This window comes from Mucilaginibacter sp. P4_C11, from assembly GCF_056402115.1.
Genome location: NZ_JBFUIA010000050.1, coordinates 13980 through 34342, shown reverse-complemented (window position 1 = coordinate 34342; position 20363 = coordinate 13980). Strand labels below are relative to the sequence as shown.

The window sequence follows — 20363 nt, the reverse complement described above, 5'->3', positions numbered from 1 at the left end:
TAAGGTTGTAAAAAGCAGTTTTCCTTACGCCATCAACAGTAAACGATGCTTTTTGGCAATTTTTAGTTACTGTCCAGTTTACATCTGTTGCTTCAGCAAAGTCAACAGTAAAACCATGTAATGCTACGTATGATACGTTTGCACCTCCGTCAGCCTTTTTACCGCCATCGGCAGCGAATACATTAACGCTTAATAAAGCGGCTATTGCAGTTGTAATAAATATCTTTTTCATGTTATGTTAAATTTTAAATCCACAACAAAAATAGGCTAATGTTATAAATTTGGCAAATAAAATTTAATTTTTATGAATATTTGATAATAACAGTCAAATTGACGTATAAAATTTAATTTTTCGCAATTTACTTAGTGTATATATTACAATATCTTCACCTAAAAAATAGGTTAATATCGATTTAGCAAGGTGCTAAACCAATATGTTTACGCTTAATTTACATGGAGTTAACCATTGTCGGCAAATCCGGGGTATAAAGTCATGCCCCCATCCATAAATATGGTGGTACCGGTTATATAATCGGCCTGGTCCGATGCCAGCCAGGCCGCCAGCTGCCCGATATCGCCAGGTTTGCCTATCCGGTTATAAGGTATCAGGGTTAATAATTTATCAAGGGCTTCGGGTGTATCCCAGGCCGATTTGTTGATGGGGGTTTGAATAGCGCCCGGCCCAATGCCAACAACCCTTATTTTATGAGGGGCAAGTTCCTGCGCTATACTCTTCATAAACATACTGATACCACCTTTACTGGCGGCATAGTTAACATGACCAGCCCAGGGAATTACTTCGTGTACACTGCTCATACAAATGATTTTACCGGCGGCCATGCTCCTATCTTCAACTACTCCCCTGCGTATAAATTCTTTGGAAGCCTCGCGCGAGCATAAAAACTGACCGGTAAGGTTGATACTGATCACCGTATTCCAATCAGCCAATGTCATATCTACAAATCTGGAATCTTTTTGCAGGCCTGCGTTGTTAACCAATATATCAATGGTGCCATAACGTGCAAACATTTGGGCAAACATAGATTTTACCTCGTCTTCGTGGCTTACATCGGCCTGTACAGCGAAAGCATCGCCCCCAGAGGCGGTTATTTGGGCTACAACATCGTCGGCAGCCGCCTGGTTGTGCGCGTAATTGATTACTACTTTGGCACCGGCGGCGGCCAACGCCAGGGCAACGCCTTTACCTATGCCGCTATCGGCACCTGTTACCAGGGCCGACTGGTCTTTTAACGATGGAGTTTGGTTCATGTTGATAGTTTTGATGGTTCAATATAACCAATAAAATAGCGGGAATAATGTTTTAACAGGATTTAAGGATTTTGCAGGATTAACAGGATTTTTTGGACCGGTATTAAACAGTATAGCCGGTTTTCAAATTTATTCCCGATCACCTGAACGAATTATGCCAAAACTTCGTCTGCTTCCGCTTCTTCCTTAATGCGGGCAACCATCATGATGATGAGTGCGCCGAAGCCCGATACTATCCCAAATGCCCAGCGTAAACCGGCAGCCTGGGCTACAAAGCCAACAAAGGGCGGGATAATTAAAAAGCCAAGATAGCTTACGGTAGATATTGCCGCCAGTGCCTGCCCGCTTTTTAATGTTTTTGACCTGCCTGCCATACTGAATACCAGTGGCACTACACATGAGATACCTAAACCAACCATGGCATAGCCAATAAAAGCAGTATATATATAAGGTAAAAGCACGGCCATTAAAAAACCGAGTAAAATAAATATGCCGCTAAAGTTCAATACTTTTTTAATGCTGGTGGCAGCTACTATCCTATCGCCTGTAAAACGCCCAAGGGTCATAAAAAACATATAAACCACAAAGGCAGCTGTTGAGGTAGCTTTTGGAGCGTGCAGCGCTTTTTGAAAATAAATACTGCACCAGTCATACATCGTGTTTTCGCAGGCCATGCACGCAAAGGCAATGAGCGCGAATTTAAGCAGGTCTTTATCCGGGAATGTAAAAACGGTGGCGCTGCTTTGACCGTAGGGGGCTTGCTCCAGCGTACTGGGATAAAACCAAAGGGTAAGGATAAACAGCACAACACTTACACCAATGAGGTGATAGGTTGGCGCAACATTAAAGTATACCATAATATAACCTACCGCTGCCCCGGCAAAACCTGCCAGGCTCCAGATGCCGTGAAAAGTAACCATAATAGGTTTATCGTACATGGCCTGCACCCCTACCGCCTGCGCGTTTACGGTTATGGCAATTACGTTACGCGTTGAGCCTATAAAAAACAACACCAGAATAAGCTCCCACATATAGGCAGTAAAACCAGGCAGACAAAGCAACAAGGTAAATGCAGTTATCCCGAAAAACATAATGCTGCGGCTACTGAAATGCCTGAGCATTTTGGAGGTGATGGGCATGGTAAGCATCAGACCAATTGGCAGGGCAAATAAAACCGCACCTAATTCTGCTTCGTTTAAATGTAACTGCTGTTGCAGTGAGGGGATGCGCGATGCCCAGGATGAGTACCCAAACCCCGAAATAAAGAAAAAGATACTGATGCCGGTACGTAGTTTAGCCCTGTTAGCAACACTGGTGTTATCCATTCGCCAAAAGTAAAAATAAATTATTTGCCTGCCAGCTGTTTACGTATACGGCTCAAAGTTTCTGCATAGATGGCAAGGTATCCGGCGGTCATAATTATCCGCCAATTGCAATTTTGAGGCATTTGTTTGTGTTGGCGGCTTTTATGACCTATTTTTGGTAGACAATCTTTTTAACCGGCCATACCGGCAGGCATCATCTTAAAAACAGCATGGAATCAAGGACAATTACCTCTGAACCAACCTATAAAGCAGCCCGAAAAATTGCTCCGGCAATTGAACGGCATTTTAAGCATTTTCATTCATTAGCGGCAGATAACCCTGCCGAGCTTGGTCTTACGCCTGATATTCAAACCATTGAAACCCTTATAGATTTAGCTTTCTGGGCCAGTTTGCGCCGCGAAGAAGGCTATTCGCCAAAATTCACGCTTGCTTTTTTACCACCCGAAAGTGCAGGGCAACCTTTGTTATTTGGCCATAAAATCAAGCTGGCTCCAAACATACTTACCAAATTTGCTTCGGCAGTGCAGCAGCCGGGGATACATCTTGGCGTTTGTTTAGAAGATGGTGACCTGTATGTTTGGGGAACAACCCTTGCCATACCTGCCTATTGTTTTGTTTTAGAAGTAATTGAACCAGGCCTGCTGGTAATAAAACATCGCCGGGTTGATGGTTTTGGCAAGTTTGTAAATATTGCCATTTTAAAAGGCGACGAAATAAAGGTGGTCGACGAGAACGGATCTACCCTGTCTGACTGCCCCAACATACTAACCTCGATGCTTGATTTTACCCTACCATCGTCGTGGAACGATCCGGTGAATGTGCTGGTGCAACTGGCGGCATCTATGCAGGCTCATAAACGTGGCGGTATTTTACTGGTGGTCCCATCGGGCAGCGATGACTGGCTGGAGTCTATCATCCAGCCTATCTCCTACCCTGTTTCGCCGGCGTTTTCGGGTCTTACCGATTTGATGATACACCAGGGGATTGAAAAGTATCATACGCCCTGGCAGGAAAAATTGCGCCGCGCTGTTGACACCATCGGAGGTTTAACATCAATAGATGGCGCTACTGTAATTAACGATAAACATGAATTGCTGGCCTTTGGGGCCAAAATAGGCCGTTCGTCAAAAAGCACCCGTGTAGAAGAGATTGTAGTAACCGAGCCTGTTGTTGGCTGCTCCACCAGGGTGATCCATCCGGCTCAAAATGGCGGTACCAGGCATTTATCGGCAGCTCAGTTTGTGTTCGATCAAAAAGACGCCATAGCATTGGTGGCTTCGCAGGATGGCAGGTTTACGGTTTTTGCATGGTCGCCGGTGGTAAATATGGTGCATGCACACCAGATAGATATCTTGTTGCTGTAAACTGCTAATCAAAATGTAAAGCGTATACACAGTAGTTGTGGTACTGGAGTTGGCGCAAGCTAAATATTTAATAAATAATCATTAATCCGGCTTCTTTTTTTTATTTTCATAGCCGGTATGCAAAATTGCTTAAAACTATACTTTAGCCTTATTACTGGTGTTTTACTGTTGTTTGTTAATAACCAGTGCGTTATGGCGGCAGGTACGCCCGCGGTACATGTAACACCCAGGCCCGGCTGGCTAAGTGTTTGCAAACCTTACAACCAAAGGCCGTCCGCGCGTACTATAGAAAAAGGATATTTTTTCGCGCTGATAGAACAGCAGATACATGTTGAGCTGAAGGCCGATTACCACCATGTGATTAAAGAAATAGTATCAGAAACCGGCATTCAAAATGCATCGCAAATAAACGTTAGTTTCGATCCAAGCTTCCAGCGTCTTGATTTTCATGAAATAACCGTTTGGCGCAACAATAAGCCTGTTAATCGCTTAAATGTAGCTGGCTTTAAGGTAATTGCCGACGAGCAGGATCTATCCAACTTTATTTACCAGGGCAGCTACTCGGCATTGTTAATTCTTGATGATATCCGCAAAGGCGACAGGATTGAATATTCCTACACCCTCACCGGCCGCAACCCCATTTTTAACGGCCGTTTTTGCGATGATATATCTTTTCAATGGTATCAGCCCATAGCGCATCAATATACCGTGCTCATAGCATCGGCACAACGGAAATTAAACTTTAAGGCCATCAATACCATACCTAAAGTGGCTATTACTCAAAGTACCGGCTTAAAGCGATACGAATATGAGGCCTTCCAGGTACCACCTGCCCGTGATGACGATAACCAGCCTGCCTGGTACGAAAGCAGGCCCCGTGTACAGATCAGCGAATTTGAGGGCTGGGCCGGTGTAGTTAACTGGGCGCTTGGCATTAATCCGACAGCCATAAATATCAAAGGCGAACTGGCGCAGCGCATAGCCGAAATAAAGGCCAAAACAGGCAACAACCAGGTAAAATATTTCCGCGAGGCCGTTAAAACCGTGCAAAATGAGGTGCGGTACATGGGCATCGAAATGGGACAATACTCACACAAGGCCAATAATCCCGAAAAAGTATTTAAACAACGTTACGGCGATTGTAAAGATAAATCGTTGTTACTGGTATCGATGCTGAAGGCCGACGGGATAGATGCGTCGATGGTGCTGGTGAATTCAAGCGTTCGGGTGCATATCGAAGATTATCTGCCAACTTACTATGCATTTGACCATGCTGTGGTTACTGCTAACGTACAGGGCAAGCAGGTTTGGGTTGATGCCACCATTGACTACCAGGGCGGCACCGGTACAGATATTTATTTCCCTAATTACGGTAAAGGGTTAGTGTTAAAAGCAGGTAATTCTTCGCTTACTACCATACCTCAATCCAAACCGGGTAAAGTAATGTTTAACGATGTATATACGGTAAAAAACGATCGTGCACCAGTACTGTTCACCGTAAAAACTACTTATACATTAAACGAAGCTGATGATATCCGTAGCCGTCTTGCCTCATCAGGCATGGCCGAAACGGAGAAAAGCTACCTGGATTATTATGCAAAAACGTATGCCAAAATTGAACAAAAAGACTCGATTACCGTGGTCGACGATCTGGATAAAAACGTACTTACCACCACGGAAACCTATACGATAAAAGATTTTTTCAGGGTAGATACCGAGACTAATAAAAAGTCGGCCGATTTATATGCCAACTACATTTCGCAGCAGTTGCCATCTTTAAATGGGAGAATAAAAACGCCCGTATCATTAAATTACCCGCTTGATTATGACTACACTATAAACGTTATATTAAAAGGCGGCTGGGATATTACCGACAGAACCAATGCGATTACAAGGGATTATTATAAATTTTCGTCCGATTATACCTCATCGGGCGATACCCTACAGCTTAACTACAAACTTGCTTATTTAAAGGACAATGTGCCTGTAGATAAGCTGGACGAATTTAAAGGCGATATCAAAAAGCTTAACAGCGACGGCCTGAGCTACAGTTTTAGTTACGGAGCAACCAGCGAACCGGGATCGACCATCAACAACCCGATGGTTATTTTTGCCGGCTTTTTGGTAGTTGGCCTGATGTTTTTAGGTGTATGGTTTTACCAGCGCGAAACACCTGCCATTGTTTTTAGTTACGGCTCAACCTTTATACCTATTGGTGGTTGGCTCATATTGATAGCCATTGGCCTTGGGGCAACAGTCCTTAGCGTTGCCTGGAATCTTTACAACGGCAATTTTTTTGATATGGCTACCTGGAATTCGTATACCGCCAGTAAATACGGCTTCAACCACAAACTTTTATTGGTTGTTGGGGCCGGCGGCAATATTATACTCATGATGCTGGCTGTTTTTTCCCTTATACTTTTATTAAATAAGCGCGATATATTCCCTAAAGTTATTACCGGTTATTTTTTATATGCCTTAGGATTTGGCGCTGTTTTTTACATCATATCATTAACCGTGCATAATGATAAAGTTGTTTCGCAGTCTTTGTCGTTTTTATTAAGGGCATGTGTTGTTTCTGCTATCTGGATCCCGTATTTCAAAAGGTCTACCCGGGTTGAAGATACTTTTATTGTGCCATATCCGCCATACAATTATAGCTACGAAGGTCCCGATTCACAATATCCGGCAGCTAAAGACTAAATTATATTACAACTTAGCAACGTAATACCGTGATTTAGCGATATATCAAAACTTTAGGGCTGGGAATTTTAATTAAGTATTTGAAAATTAAGTATTTAATTAATGGCATAGGTTTAGCAAAGTAGTTTAGGTTGTAATTCAGTTTAGCCTTCATCAATTAATTATCAGTAATAAATTAGCTTATAACATTAAATCAACAGCAAATAGGGATTTTTAGAATAAATTTGATTAAATAATTACACAGGCCAATGAAATTTCAACAGTTATTAGAAGACGTAAAAAAATACGTGATATCCTATTTTGATGCCTACCAGGACCCCAATTTAATTTATCACGACCTTCAGCATACTAAAGATGTTGTAGCCGCTGCTACAAAAATTGCCAACCACTACCAGCTTAGCGACGAAGATTTTTTTGTTGTGGTAGCTGCCTCGTGGTTTCACGATACAGGGTATTTTACCGACAAAKCCGAACACGAAGCAAAGAGCATCAGCATAGCCGGGCACGAGCTTAAACAGCTAAAAGTAGCCGATACGGTAATTGAAAAAGTAAAGGGCTGTATTATGGCTACCGAAATGCCACAGAAACCCGTTGGTTTGTTACAGGAAATTATATGCGATGCCGATCTTTTTCATTTAGGAACTGATGATTTTAACGAACGCAGTAAACTGGTGCGTAAAGAAATTGAAAAGGTAAAAAACATTGTACTCGATAAAGACGAGTGGCGTCAAAAGAGTATCGAACTATTGCAATCGCACCAGTATTTTACCGATTATTGCCGCCTGCTGCTTGGCGATCAGCAGCAAAAAAACCTGGATAAGCTGATAGGCAAACAGGCGCTGGTAAAGGACAAAACGCCTGTAATAGCCCTGGCCGAAGAAGGTGTTGTGGCTGACACAGAAGAAGATAAAGCTGATACCGAAAAGCATGGTAAAAAGCATAAAACGGATAAACCTGAACGCGGTATCGAGACCATGTTTCGCATTAGCTCAAGCAATCACCAGCGATTGAGCGATATGGCCGATAATAAGGCCCATATCATGATCACGGTGAACTCCATCATTTTATCGGCCATTATTAGTTTGGTGCTGCGCAAAATTGATGAACATTCCAACCTGCTGGTGCCAACCTTTATGCTGCTTGGGGTAAGTTTGCTCACCATTACTTTTTCGATACTCGCAACTCGGCCATCGATACCTAATGGGGTATTTACACGTGAGGATATCGAGAATAAAACCGTTAACCTTTTATTTTTTGGTAATTTTTACCGCATGTCCCTCGAGAAATACAGCGAGGGAATGGTTAAAATGATGGACGACAGCGACTTCCTGTACGGCAGCCTCATCCGCGATAATTATTCGCAAGGTGTTGTGCTGGGAAAAAAATACCGGTTGTTGCGGGCATCATACAATGTATTCATGTTCGGCCTTATCATTTCCGTTGTTGCGTTCATTATTTCAACACTGATCTAAAGCGGTAAGTACCAAATCGCTACAAAATATCTCTACCTATGGATCATTACTCATTTTTTGACAGGGATTTAAGCTGGCTGCTTTTCAACGAACGGATTTTGATGGAGGCCGGAAAAGAAACCTTGCCATTGATGGAAAGGGTAAATTTTCTCTCGATATTTTCGTCCAATTTAGACGAGTTTTACCGGGTGCGGATGCCCGTACTACTCGCCCTGCATAACCTGGCCAAACACGGCAACAGCGAAAAAGAGGATGTATTGCTGGAAGCCCAGGAACTGATAGGCCATCAGCAACAAAAATTCGGACAGGTTTTTACCGCTGAGATTATCCCTTTATTAAAAGTCCAAAAAATTACCCTGCTTTTTAACCAACCGATACCCAATGAAATTGCGGATAAGGTAAGTGACTATTTTTACAGCCAGGTTATGGCTTTTTTGCAACCGATAGACCTGGCTGATACCAAAAAGAATTTTTTCCCCGAAAATAACCGGTTGTACTTTTTGGTAAGCCTGCAAGCTGAAAACAAAACCGAGCGCAATGTAATCCTTAACATTCCATCAAACCAGCTGCCTCGGTTTTACAGCGTTAATACAGATGATGGGCAATACATTGTTTTTTTGGATGATATAATCAGGCATAACCTGGATAAATTATTCAAAAACGAGGTGCTTACAGGTTGTTACAGCATTAAAATAACCCGCGATGCCGAACTTGACCTGGATGATGAGTACCAGGGCGACTTATCTGAACAGGTTGAAAAACAATTGCTAAAACGCGACCTGGGTATTGCCACCCGCTTTTTGCACCAGCCTGGCGTGCCCTTACGCACCCTGCATTTTATAACCGATAAATTTAACCTGCAAAGTTCAAGCGTGGTGGAAGGTGGCATGTACCACAACCTTAAAGACTTATCGGGCTTACCGGTTAATAATCCATCGTTACGTTACACACGCTGGGCTCCTTTGGTGGGCTACCATGTGAGCGATGCAGGATCGTTGTTTGACCATATTGAAACGCGGGATTATATTTTTCATACGCCCTATCAATCGTACAATACAATTCTTCGTTTTTTTAATGAAGCTGCTACCGATATTTCGGTCAGGGAAATCTCTGTTACCCTTTATAGGGTGGCCAGCGATTCGCGCATTGTAAATGCTTTAATAAGCGCGGCTAACAATGGCAAAAAGGTGCGCGTTATGGTCGAGCTAAAAGCCCGGTTTGATGAGGCCAACAATATTAAATGGGCAAAAAAAATGAAAGCCGCCGGTGTGGATATTATTTACAGCAATACCGCATTAAAAGTACACGCCAAAATTGCATTGGTAAAAAGACAGGTTGATGGCCGCGACAAATATTCGGGACTGCTTGCTACCGGCAATTTTAACGAAAGCACGGCCGCATTTTATACCGATCATATCATGATGACAGCCAATTCCTTGTTACTGCGGGAAATGGAATTGTTGTTCATGTTTTTGGCAAAGGGTAAAAAATCGGCAGATGGATACCCTATTGATTTTAAGCACCTGCTGGTAGCCCAGTTTAATTTGCAGGACCGCTTTTTGGCGTTGATTGACCAGGAAATTACCAACGCCAAACAAGGGCTGCCGGCATCCATCACTATCAAATTAAACAACCTGGAAGAGCGAACGCTAATAGCCAAACTTTATAAAGCCTCGCAGGCGGGAGTTAAAATATCGCTGATAGTGCGCAGCATTTGCTGCCTGATACCCGGTGTGCAAGGAATGAGCGAAAACATCACTATAAGGCGCATTGTAGACCGCAACCTGGAACATGGCCGGATTTTCATCTTCCACAATAACGGCGACAAAAAGGTTTTTCTTGGCTCGGCCGATTGGATGAACCGGAATATTTACAGGCGGGTTGAGGTTTGTTTCCCGGTTTATGATGACCATATAAAAGCCGAAGTTTTGCAGTTGATAAACCTTCAGCTTAATGATAACGTACAGGCCGTTAGGCTTAACAATGAGTTGCAAAACATCAATATACAGCCGGTACCACCTTTAGTGCAATCGCAAAAGGCAATTTATGAATTTTTAAAATCGAAGCTTAATGATTAAGGATATGCGCAACACATTGATGGGTGTTATTGTAGCAGGTATGTTGCTAAGCATCTCCTGTGCCAACAAAACAGGCACACAAGGCTACGATAGCCCCACTGGATACAACCTCAATAAACCTATCAAATATTATATGCCCCATGGCCTGCTTGAAGTATCTGGTATAGCCTTTAACAACGGCAAACGCGATTCGGTTTATGCCGAACAGGACGAAGACGGGAACATTTATTACATGAAACTGGGCGATAAGCAGGTTGGCTATAGCAAATTTGGTAAAAAGGGCGATTATGAAGATATCGCTATTTGCCATAACCAGGTAATTATGCTGCGTAGCGATGGGGTACTGTTTACGTTCCCGTTTAGCCAGGTACGGAATAAGGAAATTCCGGATGTGCAAAAGTTAGAAGGGTTATTACCCGATGGCGAATATGAAGGGATGCATGCTGATGAAAAAAACGGGCTGATATATCTATTATGTAAGCATTGCACCGACGACAATACCACCAAAAGCAGCAGCGGCTATATTTTGGCCTTACAGGCCGATGGCACACTTAAGCAAAGCGGGAGTTTTAGCGTAGATGTAAAAGCTATTGAAAAGATAACCGATAAAAAGAAGATCAATTTCCATCCATCAGCATTAACTCAAAACAGCAAAACCAACGAATGGTATATTTTATCATCAGTTAACAAAATGCTGGTGGTTGCCGATAGCAATTGGAAGGTAAAAGCGGTTTACAGTTTAGACCCTGCCATTTTTAACCAGCCCGAAGGGATTGCATTTGATAATCAATACAATCTTTATATCTCAAACGAAGGCAGTAAGACAAGCGCAGGTAATATTTTAAAATTTAGTTATACCAAATAAACTGATGACCAAGGGAAAAAAACTACTGTTTGTATTATCTACATTAATTAACCTGATAGGTTTTCAGTTCTGCTACGCTCAAAATGCAGATATCGATATTTTAAAAAGTGTCAATCCACAAAACCCAACGTCTGGCTATTGGCGTACCACCAGTACATCGGCCTACTACGTAGCGGGTGCGGCTTCTTTCGGTACGTTGATATATGGACTGGCAAGCGGCAATCAAACCGCAAAACAAAATGGTTTAGAGGCCGTGATTAATTTGGGCGCTACCGAATTGTTTACTTACGTTGTTAAAATGAGCGTAAACCGCACGCGGCCTGCAGATAGATACCCCAATGATGTATTTGTGACTTCGCCCACGCACGGGCAATCATTTCCGTCGGGCCATAGCAGTCTTGCCTTTGCTACAGCAGCTACCATATCCATACAATATCATAAGTGGTATGTAACCGTGCCTGCATATTTGTGGGCTTCGTCTGTCGGATATTCGCGCCTGTACCTGGGGAAGCATTATCCATCTGATGTGCTTGCAGGTGCCGCCGTGGGTATCGGCACTGCATATGCGGGCCATTGGCTTAACCAAAAACTATTTAAAAAGCATACTGTAATTCATGAAGGGCATGATTAAAAAATTACTTCTGCTATTGATAATACTGGCGGCCGGCTTCAATTTACTGGCCCAGGATTCGGTAAAATACCGGGTGATACTTATAGGCGATGCAGGCGAAATGGACATACAGCAAAGCGCCGTTTTGAAGCACGCTGCAGCCAACATCATCAAAAACAAAACGATTGTGATGTACCTTGGCGATAATATTTACCCCAGGGGAATGGGCTTGCCCGGCAGCCCCGAAGAGAAGCAAACCCAGCAGATACTTCAATCACAATACCAGCCTATGCGGGCCAATGGCGCACCCGTTTATTTTTTACCCGGCAACCACGATTGGGATAAAATGGGGCCGCAGGGCCTGGCCAAAATAAAAAGGGAATGGGCATTTTTAGAAGAACAGCAGGATAGCCTGTTAAAAATGGTGCCTGCCAACGGCTGCCCGGACCCGGTTGAAATAAACCTGGGGGATAACCTGACAGTTATAGCTTTTGACAGCGAATGGTGGCTATACCAGTACAGCAAAGCCAATGATGCCGCCGAGTGCGATTGTAAAACCAAAGAGGACATTATTGACAAATTTGAACAAATCCTGAGCCGGAACCGCAACAAGGTTATCCTGCTGTCATCGCACCATCCGTTTCAAAGTTATGGCACTCATGGCGGCTATTTTTCGCTAAAGGATCACATTTTCCCGCTGACGGCTGTAAACAGCAACCTGCTTATTCCGCTGCCTGTGTTAGGTTCGCTGTATCCCTTTTTGCGATCGTCATTTCCAAACCCCGAGGACCTAAACCACCCTTTATATAAGGACATGATGAAACGGATTGATGGCGTATTTAATGACTTCCCCAATGTAATCCACGTGGCGGGGCATGAGCATGGTCTGCAGTTTATAAAAGACGATCAGCTACAGGTGGTAAGCGGCGCAGGCGCCAAGCATACCTATGCAATAAAGGGCAAAAACTCCCTGTTTGCTGATGCTACCCAGGGCTATGTAATAGCCGATATTCTCGCTGATAACAGCATGCGGTTTACTTACTATATTGATGGTGAAAGCGGGGTAAAACAAGCGTTTGTTTACACCCAGCCTTACACGCCGGTTAAACCATTAGTAGCAAACCAGCTGAAAGTAATTACTGCCGATAGCCTGGTGATAAAAGTGCATCCATCATATGATAGCGTAGGTAAATTCCATCGTTTATTCTTTGGCGAAAACTATCGTAAGGAATGGGCCGCTGATACCAAACTGCCGGTTATCAATATCGCCACTTTTCAGGGAGGACTAACGCCCGAGAAACTGGGTGGTGGTTTTCAAACACACTCGTTGCGTTTAATTGACAAAACCGGCAAGGAATGGGTTATCCGCAGCGTTGAAAAAAGCCCGGAAAAATTATTACCTCCCGAGTTCCAGGAAACGTTTGCACGGGATTGGGTAAACGATGCCATGAGTGCCCAGCACCCGTTTTCCGCATTGATAGTGCCCCCGCTGGCCGATGCCGTGCATGTGCCGCATACCAACCCGCAAATCGGCGTAATGTCGCCTGATGAAAAGCTGGGCAAGTTTAACAAAGTATTTGATAACAAAGCAGTGCTTATTGAAGAGCGGGAGCCTACCGGTAAATCAGATAATTCGCTCAAAATGGTGGCCACCATGTTAAAGGATAACGATAACAGGATAGATGCCGAAACATTTTTACGCGGCCGCCTGCTTGATTTATTGATTGGCGATTGGGACCGCCGGGGCGACCAATGGCGCTGGCAAGGCACTAAAACCGACAAAGGTATTTATTATACCGGCGTCCCCCGCGACCGCGACCAGGCACTTTACACCAACCAGGGCATTATTCCATACATCGCATCAAGGGAATGGGCAGAACCCGACCTGCAGGGCTTTGGCGGAAAAATCAAAAGCATATACTACTCGTTATGGAGTAGCATGTTTGCCGATTTGTTTCCGGGGATGAAATACAATCACGCAGATTGGACACGCATTGTTAATGAATTTGTGGCTGCCGAAACTGACGAGGTTTTAGAAGCCGGCTTGCGCCGGTTACCAGCATCTGCCTATAAATTAAGGCATGATGTGTTATTGAAACAACTAAAGGAACGCCGGGCAAATATCCCGGCCGCTATGGAGGAATTTTATAAGATCAGCAATAAAATTGTTGAGATCCATACGTCAAAAAAAAATGAGCTCTTTAACATTAAAGATATCCCTGGTGATGGATTAAATATAACCATCAACAAAATCAGCAGTGGCGGTAAAGTGCGGGATACGTTGATGAACATCAATTTTATGCCCGATATTACCAAAGAGATCAGGATTTACCTGGGTGCCGGGGCCGATAAAGTTGTTTTAAATAACGCCACATCGCCCATAAAGCTCCGGTTTGTTGATAGTGTTGATGCAAAGGACTATAACATTGTACGTTCAAAAAACAAAGTGCAGATTTATGACCCCGGTACGCTGAAATTAACAGGTGATAGTACCAGGGTGCGCAAGTATTTCTCGGCCGATAGCGCCAATATTTCGTACATGGCAGTAAACCTGTCAAACGTTACCATGCCTATCGCCAATATCGAGATAAACCCCGATGAAGGTTTTTTATTGGGACTTGGTTTTAAGTATACACATCAGGATAGTTTTCGTAAATTCCCGTATAACGATGTACAGCAGGTGTTTTTGAGCCACTCATTTTCAACAAAAGCCTTCAGGGCCAGTTACAGCGGCGAGTGGATAAAAGCTATTGGCAACGCTAACCTGTTATTGCAATTCCAGGCCAATTCGCCGGAGAATATTAACTTTTTTGGCCGGGGTAACGAAACAGTATTTGATCAAACCGGGAATTACAAAAAGTTTTACCGGACCCGGTTCACTACCGTTCAGTTCGATCCTGCCCTAACCTGGCATAGCGCTGGGGGCACCACGGTAACCATTGGGCCATCACTGCAGTATTATAATTTAAATGCTGCTGACAATACAGGTCGTTTAATTACAAACCCGTTACTCACCAATAGTACAGATAGTTATACATTTGATCAGCGAAAACTTTTTGCCGGCGCAATTTTTAACTTTACCAACGATTTGCGTAACAATAAGGTGCTACCTGCCTGGGGAAGCTATGTAAATGTTAAATTGCAGGGGTACACGGGATTAAATAGTAATTCAAACTCGTTCATACAACTGATACCGCAGGCGGCATTATATAAAAGCTTAAATACCAACGGTACTATTGTGCTGGCCGAACGAATAGGCGGAGGCGTTACCATTGGTAAAACTGCCTTTTATCAATCGTTATTTTTAGGCGGGCAGGATAACTTGTTAGGTTACAGGCTTTACCGCTTTGCCGGTCAATATAGTTTTTATAACAATTTGGAACTGCGCTTAAAATTGTTTGATTTTGCAAGTTATATTGTACCCGGGCAGGCTGGTTTAGTAGGTTTTTATGACATTGGCCGCGTTTGGGAAAATGGCGAACATTCTGATAAATGGCACAATGGCACCGGCGCCGGCCTATATATTGCCCCTGCCAAATTAGCGGTTATAAAAATTGTGGCCGGGCATTCTGAAGAAGGTTGGTATCCTTATTTATCAACGGCCTTCAGGTTTTAAACTAAGGTAATTTATAAAAAATGCACACCGAAGTACTCAACATAAGTAAAAATGATTGCAATGTTTGCCAGGTAGAAACCTGCCTTACGTTTGATCCTTTTGTAGCGCATTTAAAGGAGCGTGTAAAAACAGAAAAGACCCTTAAATCGGAGTTTTATAAATACGTACTCAATAAGTTTGAAACAGACCTGTGTATTGATTTGGAGGTGAACCCCGATTATGCCGAAATGTACAGGGGTACGCTGGAACTGATTTACAGTATACTTACGCCACCCATTTTAAACGAAAAAGAGTTTTTTTGGGCACTGAGCACCCCGGTGCCTGAAAAGATATTTTTCAGTACAGAGGCATTTTTTGAATTTCATTCCAGTCACCACTCCGGGCTGTATGCGGTTAACATGGCCGACCAGGACTTATTTGCCCAGCGCCAGAAACGTTTTATTTACAACCTGATACTGGAACGTATGTACGGCTTCAGCACAATTCTCAGGAACGAGTTGTTGTACAGCTATGTAGATCCCGATACCAAACTTACGCGTTACTACAACATTTTTACCAATCCGCAATTTGTTAAGGTTGTATCAAAGGGAGAATTGCCTGTATTAAGCTTTGAAGCGATTGAGCCTTACCTTAATGATTTTGAAGGTATAGATGTACTTGAACGCATTTTACCACTCTCCAATTTTAAATTCGAAGGATTTTCGGTAATAACTTTAACTGATGTTACCTTGCCCCATGCGATGGAAAGCATCCGGAACGAGCTGGTTAACCACTCCAGTAACGAAACCGAGCAATATGAGCACATCATTAACTCATTAAAAACCCTATCCGAAGACCCCGCCATTGAATTTGGCCTAATGCCTTTTTTAACAGTAAATAACCGGCCGATATTTGATACCGATGAGTGTTCGCAAAGTGTGCTTATGTCATCGGCAAAAAAATACAGCATGGCCGAGGAAACTTTTGTGGCCATTGCCGATGACTATAACCAAAACCCCAAGCCCATATTTTTTAATGTCATCAACGACGAAAAGACCATAAAGTTTCCTTTTTTAAAAGTGTTAAAGCAATCCGGTGTTAAATCGTACGGTATTTTCCCGGTTTACTACAATAACAAAAATGTAGGTATCCTTGAAGTATACGCTTATAAGGAAATAGCATTTTACGAAAAGCTGCTGTCGAAACTGCAAACCGCTATGCCGCTGATAGCCCAATTACTCCAAAACAGCATCGATCAGTTTAACGATCGTATTGAACGGATAATTAAAGATAAATTCACCTCGTTACAGCCATCAGTTCAGTGGAAATTCAATGAGGTGGCATGGGAATATCTTAAAAGCGGCAATAAAAGGCGTAAGAACCAGGAAATAGAAACTGTTGTGTTTGATAACGTATATCCCCTATTTGGGGCAATAGACATCCGCAACTCTACCATTGAACGTAACACCGCTTTACAGGATGATTTAAAGGCATTCCTTACACTGGTTATGGAAACCCTTACCACTTTAAAAAAACACATTCACCTGCGCCTTATTGATAACCTGGTATTTAAATGCGATGAGTGGCTGCAAAAAGTTAGCGGTTTTATTACCACAAACGACGAGCTTACGCTGGATGGCTTTGTAAAAGATGAGCTAAATCCATTCCTGGAACATTTCAGGCAGAATTATCCCGACGAAAAACCGGTAATAGATAAATATTTTGCCGCATTATCTGAAGATACAGGCCTTTCTTTTGCCAACAGGCGTAACCTGGAAAATTCCATGCAGCTTATCAACAACAGCATCAATCATTACCTGGAGGTGGCGCAGGATGAAGTACAGGAATCATATCCCTGTTATTTCGAAAAATTCAGGACGGATGGTGTCGAATATGATATTTACATAGGGCAGGCCATTGCCCCCAGCCGGGTTTTTGATTTGCTCTATTTAAAAAATATCCGCCTGTGGCAATTAAGATCGATGGCCGAAATAGCAAGGATTACCAGCTCTTTAATCGACCAGATTTCGCATCCACTGCAAACAACCCAGCTGATTTTTATCCACTCAAACCCGATACAGATCAGTTTCAGGAATGACGAACGTCGTTTTGATGTAGAAGGCGCTTACAACATCAGGTACGAGGTAGTTAAAAAGCGTATTGATAAAGTATTGATAGCCGGAACTGTTGAACGCCTTACCCAGCCGGGCAAAATAGCTATGGTATATTTTAATGCCAACGAAGCAACAGAATACCAGGAATACATTAAATACCTACAAGATTCGCATATCTTAAATAATGATCTTGAATACCTTGACCTGGAGGAATTGCAGGGTGTTACCGGGCTAAAGGCCTTGAGGGTTGGGGTGAATTATGATTTTAAATCATAAAACAAAAAGGGGTATTAAACTATTGTGTATTATGCGTTATTAGCTTATCACCTTGAAAAATACATACCTAAAAAACAGGCCGGCCAAGAGTTTATTGTTGCTGATATTAGCAACAGTAGGTGCAATGCGTGCTTTTGCCCAAGCCCCAGGCGATAGCATTAAGCTGGCTATTGAGCCCGGATACAACAACGTGAGCGGCACCCATCGTTTTTTCCTTGGCGAAAATTACCGTAAGTTGTGGGCTGCCCCGGTAAAACTGCGCATTTTTCATATCCAGACTGAGAAAGGCGGCTTAAGAATTTTGCAAAAAGGTGGCGGGCAGCAAACCAAATCGTTACGCCTGCAAGACCCTACGGGGCAGCAATGGGTATTAAGAACCATCCAGAAATACCCCGAAAAAGGGTTGCCGCCAAGCTTGCGGCCAACTGTAGCCAAGGATATCCTGCAAGACCAGGTATCTGCCGCGCATCCTTTCTCCGCTTTAACCGTGCAGCCATTGGCTGTAGCGTTGGGCATCCCCCACTCTAACCCCGAAATTGTTTACGTACCCGATGATCCGGGCCTGGGCGATTACCGCAAGGATTTTGCCAACCAGGTTTTCTTGTTTGAAGAGCGCGAACCGTTGGATGCCGAAAAAACCGACAACACCGATAAAGTGCAGCGTAAGCTACAAGACGACAACGATAACCGGGTTGATGAAAAAACCGTACTGCGCGCCCGCCTGCTGGATATGCTGCTGGGCGATTGGGACAGGCACGAAGACCAATGGCGCTGGGAAAAACTGGAAGGCGAAAAGGGAGCCACCTATGAACCCGTACCACGTGACCGCGACCAGGTGTATTACAAAACTTCGGGACTTTTTCCCTGGATAGTGGCGCACCAATGGCTCAAATCAAAGTTCCAGGGTTACAGTGGCGAAATAAGGGACATCAACGGCTGGAATTTTAACGCCCGGTATTTTGACCGTTATTTCCTGAATGACCTAAGCGAAGAGGATTGGAAAGAACAGATAGCTTTTGTGCAAAATACGTTAACCGATAACCTGATAAAAAGTGCGGTTAAACGGATGCCCGATACCATTTTCAAACTTTCGGGAGTGGAAATTATCAGCAAAATGATTGCCCGCAGGAACATATTGAATAAGCAGGCCACGGAATATTATCGTTTTATAGCAAAACAGGTAGAGATACCCGCAAGTGATAAAACTGATAAGTTTACCATTAGTAATGAAGCCGGAGGCAACCTTACGGTTACCGTTAATAAGATCAAAAAAGATGGAAGTGTTGATAAAATAACCTACAAACGCACCTTTAAACCGGGTGTAACCGAAGAGGTAAGGTTATACGGTTTTGCCGGCGACGATCAGTTTGTAGTTACCGGTAGCAATCCATCGCCTATAAAAGTGCGGATGGTTGGCGGTGATGGGGTAGATAGTTTTTACATAGACAAAAACCTGCACAACAGAAACAGTTTGTATGTGTACGATAGATCCGATCAGCAGAATAAGTTACCATCATCTGCCGACACGAAGATTCGTACGTCAACAGATACATCAGTAAATCAGTACGATAAAAAGAGTTTTAAATTTGACAGGTTTGAGCCCATCATACTGGCCAATTATAGCCCGGATTTAGGAATTTCATTGATAGCCGGTTTATCCTGGGAAAAGCATGGCTTCAGAAAAGAACCTTATGCTTTCCGCGATGAATTCCTGGTGAATTATAACCTGGGCAGGCAATCATTCATGCTCACCTACATGGCCGATTGGAAGAAGGCTATAGGTAATAATGACCTGGGTATTAATATCAAATCCTTGGGCCCGCACAACCTTAGTAACTTTTTTGGCATAGGCAACAATACCGTTTTTGAAAACGAGGGCGATAAGGAAATTAGCTATTATCGTAACCGTTACGATTTTGTTACTGCCAATGTATCCCTTAGTCAAACCAATAATAACTGGCAGTTTAGTGAGGGCATAGCCGGGCAATATTATAACAGCAGTGCTTCAAACAATACCAGTCGTTTTTTAAATGGATACAACCAGGCCAATCCCGATCAAAATGTATTTGGTACAAAATTCTACACCGGCGTTTTGGCCAACGCCCGGTTGGATACCCGTAACAAGGCAACCATCCCAACAAAAGGAATTTTATGGAATACTACCATTGGTGGCTACACCGGCTTGAGCAAAAACAGCCACAACACCTACGGGCAAATCCTGTCGGAGTTTAGCTTTTACCTCAATCCCGACCAGGATTCAATATTGGTGATAGCCAACAGAACCGGCCTTGGCACTACGGTTGGTGATGCCACGTATTTTCAGCTGATGAAACTTGGCGGTGCGCAAAATTTCCGTGGTTTCCACACCAACAGGTTTACCGGCAAAACTATTGCCTATAACAATCTGGAATTACGCCTTAAACTGTTGGATTTTACGTCATACCTCCTACCCGGATCCCTGGGTATTATCGGCTTTAACGATGTAGGCCGCGTTTGGGTACCCGGCGAAAAATCAGATCAGTGGCATGATGGCTATGGCGGCGGCTTTTATATTATCCCCGCACAGCTGATATTAATTGAGGCGGTGATGGGCTTTTCAAAAGAGGGATCGTTGCCTTATATCACTATTGGGTTGCGGTTTTAAGCTTACTGATTTTCTTGTTATTTGATAGCCCAATATTGATGGCCGTTT

General features: G+C 43.3%; 12 protein-coding genes. 9 read left to right on the top strand and 3 right to left on the bottom strand.

The genetic code is table 11. The features are described 5' to 3' along the window. The 3 genes from AC1DU2_RS28710 to AC1DU2_RS28700 form a co-directional block, all read right to left on the bottom strand. Positions 1-232, bottom strand: a 232-nt coding sequence (locus AC1DU2_RS28710; RefSeq protein WP_477388831.1) for a hypothetical protein, incomplete at its 3' end; no start/stop codon positions are given. A 227-nt stretch (positions 233-459) separates the two neighbouring features. Beyond that, positions 460-1269 (bottom strand): glucose 1-dehydrogenase, encoded by an 810-nt coding sequence (locus AC1DU2_RS28705; protein ID WP_477388829.1) that lies wholly within the window; start codon positions 1267-1269, stop codon positions 460-462. A 152-nt stretch (positions 1270-1421) separates the two neighbouring features. Next, positions 1422-2594 carry an MFS transporter gene (locus tag AC1DU2_RS28700; RefSeq protein WP_477388827.1) on the bottom strand — a complete coding sequence of 391 codons (1173 nt, stop codon included), beginning with the start codon at positions 2592-2594 and terminating at the stop codon, positions 1422-1424. A 209-nt stretch (positions 2595-2803) separates the two neighbouring features. Between AC1DU2_RS28700 and AC1DU2_RS28695 the strand changes: the two genes are divergently transcribed. From AC1DU2_RS28695 to AC1DU2_RS28655, 9 genes are all read left to right on the top strand, one after another. Next, entirely contained in the window at positions 2804-3958 is a 1155-nt protein-coding gene (locus tag AC1DU2_RS28695) for a putative sensor domain DACNV-containing protein (protein WP_477388825.1), read from the top strand. Between the two features lie 117 nt (positions 3959-4075). Then, entirely contained in the window at positions 4076-6661 is a 2586-nt protein-coding gene (locus AC1DU2_RS28690; protein WP_477388823.1) for a DUF3857 domain-containing protein, read from the top strand. 248 nt (positions 6662-6909) lie between these two features. Further along, the gene (locus tag AC1DU2_RS28685) at positions 6910-8133 is read left to right on the top strand and encodes a Pycsar system effector family protein (RefSeq protein WP_477388821.1); all 1224 of its coding nucleotides are present in this window, start codon (positions 6910-6912) and stop codon (positions 8131-8133) included. A 38-nt stretch (positions 8134-8171) separates the two neighbouring features. Then, positions 8172-10211, top strand: coding sequence for a polyphosphate kinase 1 (gene ppk1 / locus AC1DU2_RS28680; RefSeq protein ID WP_477388819.1), 2040 nt, complete (start codon positions 8172-8174; stop codon positions 10209-10211). Then, on the top strand, positions 10204-11076 hold the full coding sequence (locus tag AC1DU2_RS28675) for an SdiA-regulated domain-containing protein (protein ID WP_477388817.1): 873 nt from the start codon (positions 10204-10206) through the stop codon (positions 11074-11076). Before ppk1 ends, AC1DU2_RS28675 begins: the two co-directional genes overlap by 8 nt. A gap of 4 nt (positions 11077-11080) precedes the next feature. Then, a complete protein-coding gene (locus tag AC1DU2_RS28670; protein ID WP_477365171.1) occupies positions 11081-11707 on the top strand; it encodes a phosphatase PAP2 family protein in 627 nt (208 codons plus the stop codon). After that, positions 11700-15302: a BamA/TamA family outer membrane protein gene (locus AC1DU2_RS28665; protein WP_477388815.1), complete on the top strand. Its 3603-nt coding sequence runs from the start codon at positions 11700-11702 to the stop codon at positions 15300-15302. The genes AC1DU2_RS28670 and AC1DU2_RS28665 overlap by 8 nt, the downstream gene beginning before the upstream one ends. A gap of 20 nt (positions 15303-15322) precedes the next feature. Beyond that, positions 15323-17671 carry a GAF domain-containing protein gene (locus AC1DU2_RS28660; RefSeq protein ID WP_477388814.1) on the top strand — a complete coding sequence of 783 codons (2349 nt, stop codon included), beginning with the start codon at positions 15323-15325 and terminating at the stop codon, positions 17669-17671. A gap of 52 nt (positions 17672-17723) precedes the next feature. Then, entirely contained in the window at positions 17724-20315 is a 2592-nt protein-coding gene (locus AC1DU2_RS28655) for a BamA/TamA family outer membrane protein (protein WP_477388813.1), read from the top strand. The last annotated feature ends 48 nt before the right edge of the window (positions 20316-20363 follow it).

Coding starts and splice junctions, on each gene's coding strand:
- AC1DU2_RS28705 (WP_477388829.1), bottom strand. CDS start 1,269: ATGAACCAAACTCCATCGTTAAAAGACCAGTCGGCCCTGGTAACAGGT.
- AC1DU2_RS28700 (WP_477388827.1), bottom strand. CDS start 2,594: ATGGATAACACCAGTGTTGCTAACAGGGCTAAACTACGTACCGGCATC.
- AC1DU2_RS28695 (WP_477388825.1), top strand. CDS start 2,804: ATGGAATCAAGGACAATTACCTCTGAACCAACCTATAAAGCAGCCCGA.
- AC1DU2_RS28690 (WP_477388823.1), top strand. CDS start 4,076: ATGCAAAATTGCTTAAAACTATACTTTAGCCTTATTACTGGTGTTTTA.
- ppk1 (WP_477388819.1), top strand. CDS start 8,172: ATGGATCATTACTCATTTTTTGACAGGGATTTAAGCTGGCTGCTTTTC.
- AC1DU2_RS28675 (WP_477388817.1), top strand. CDS start 10,204: ATGATTAAGGATATGCGCAACACATTGATGGGTGTTATTGTAGCAGGT.
- AC1DU2_RS28670 (WP_477365171.1), top strand. CDS start 11,081: ATGACCAAGGGAAAAAAACTACTGTTTGTATTATCTACATTAATTAAC.
- AC1DU2_RS28665 (WP_477388815.1), top strand. CDS start 11,700: ATGATTAAAAAATTACTTCTGCTATTGATAATACTGGCGGCCGGCTTC.
- AC1DU2_RS28660 (WP_477388814.1), top strand. CDS start 15,323: ATGCACACCGAAGTACTCAACATAAGTAAAAATGATTGCAATGTTTGC.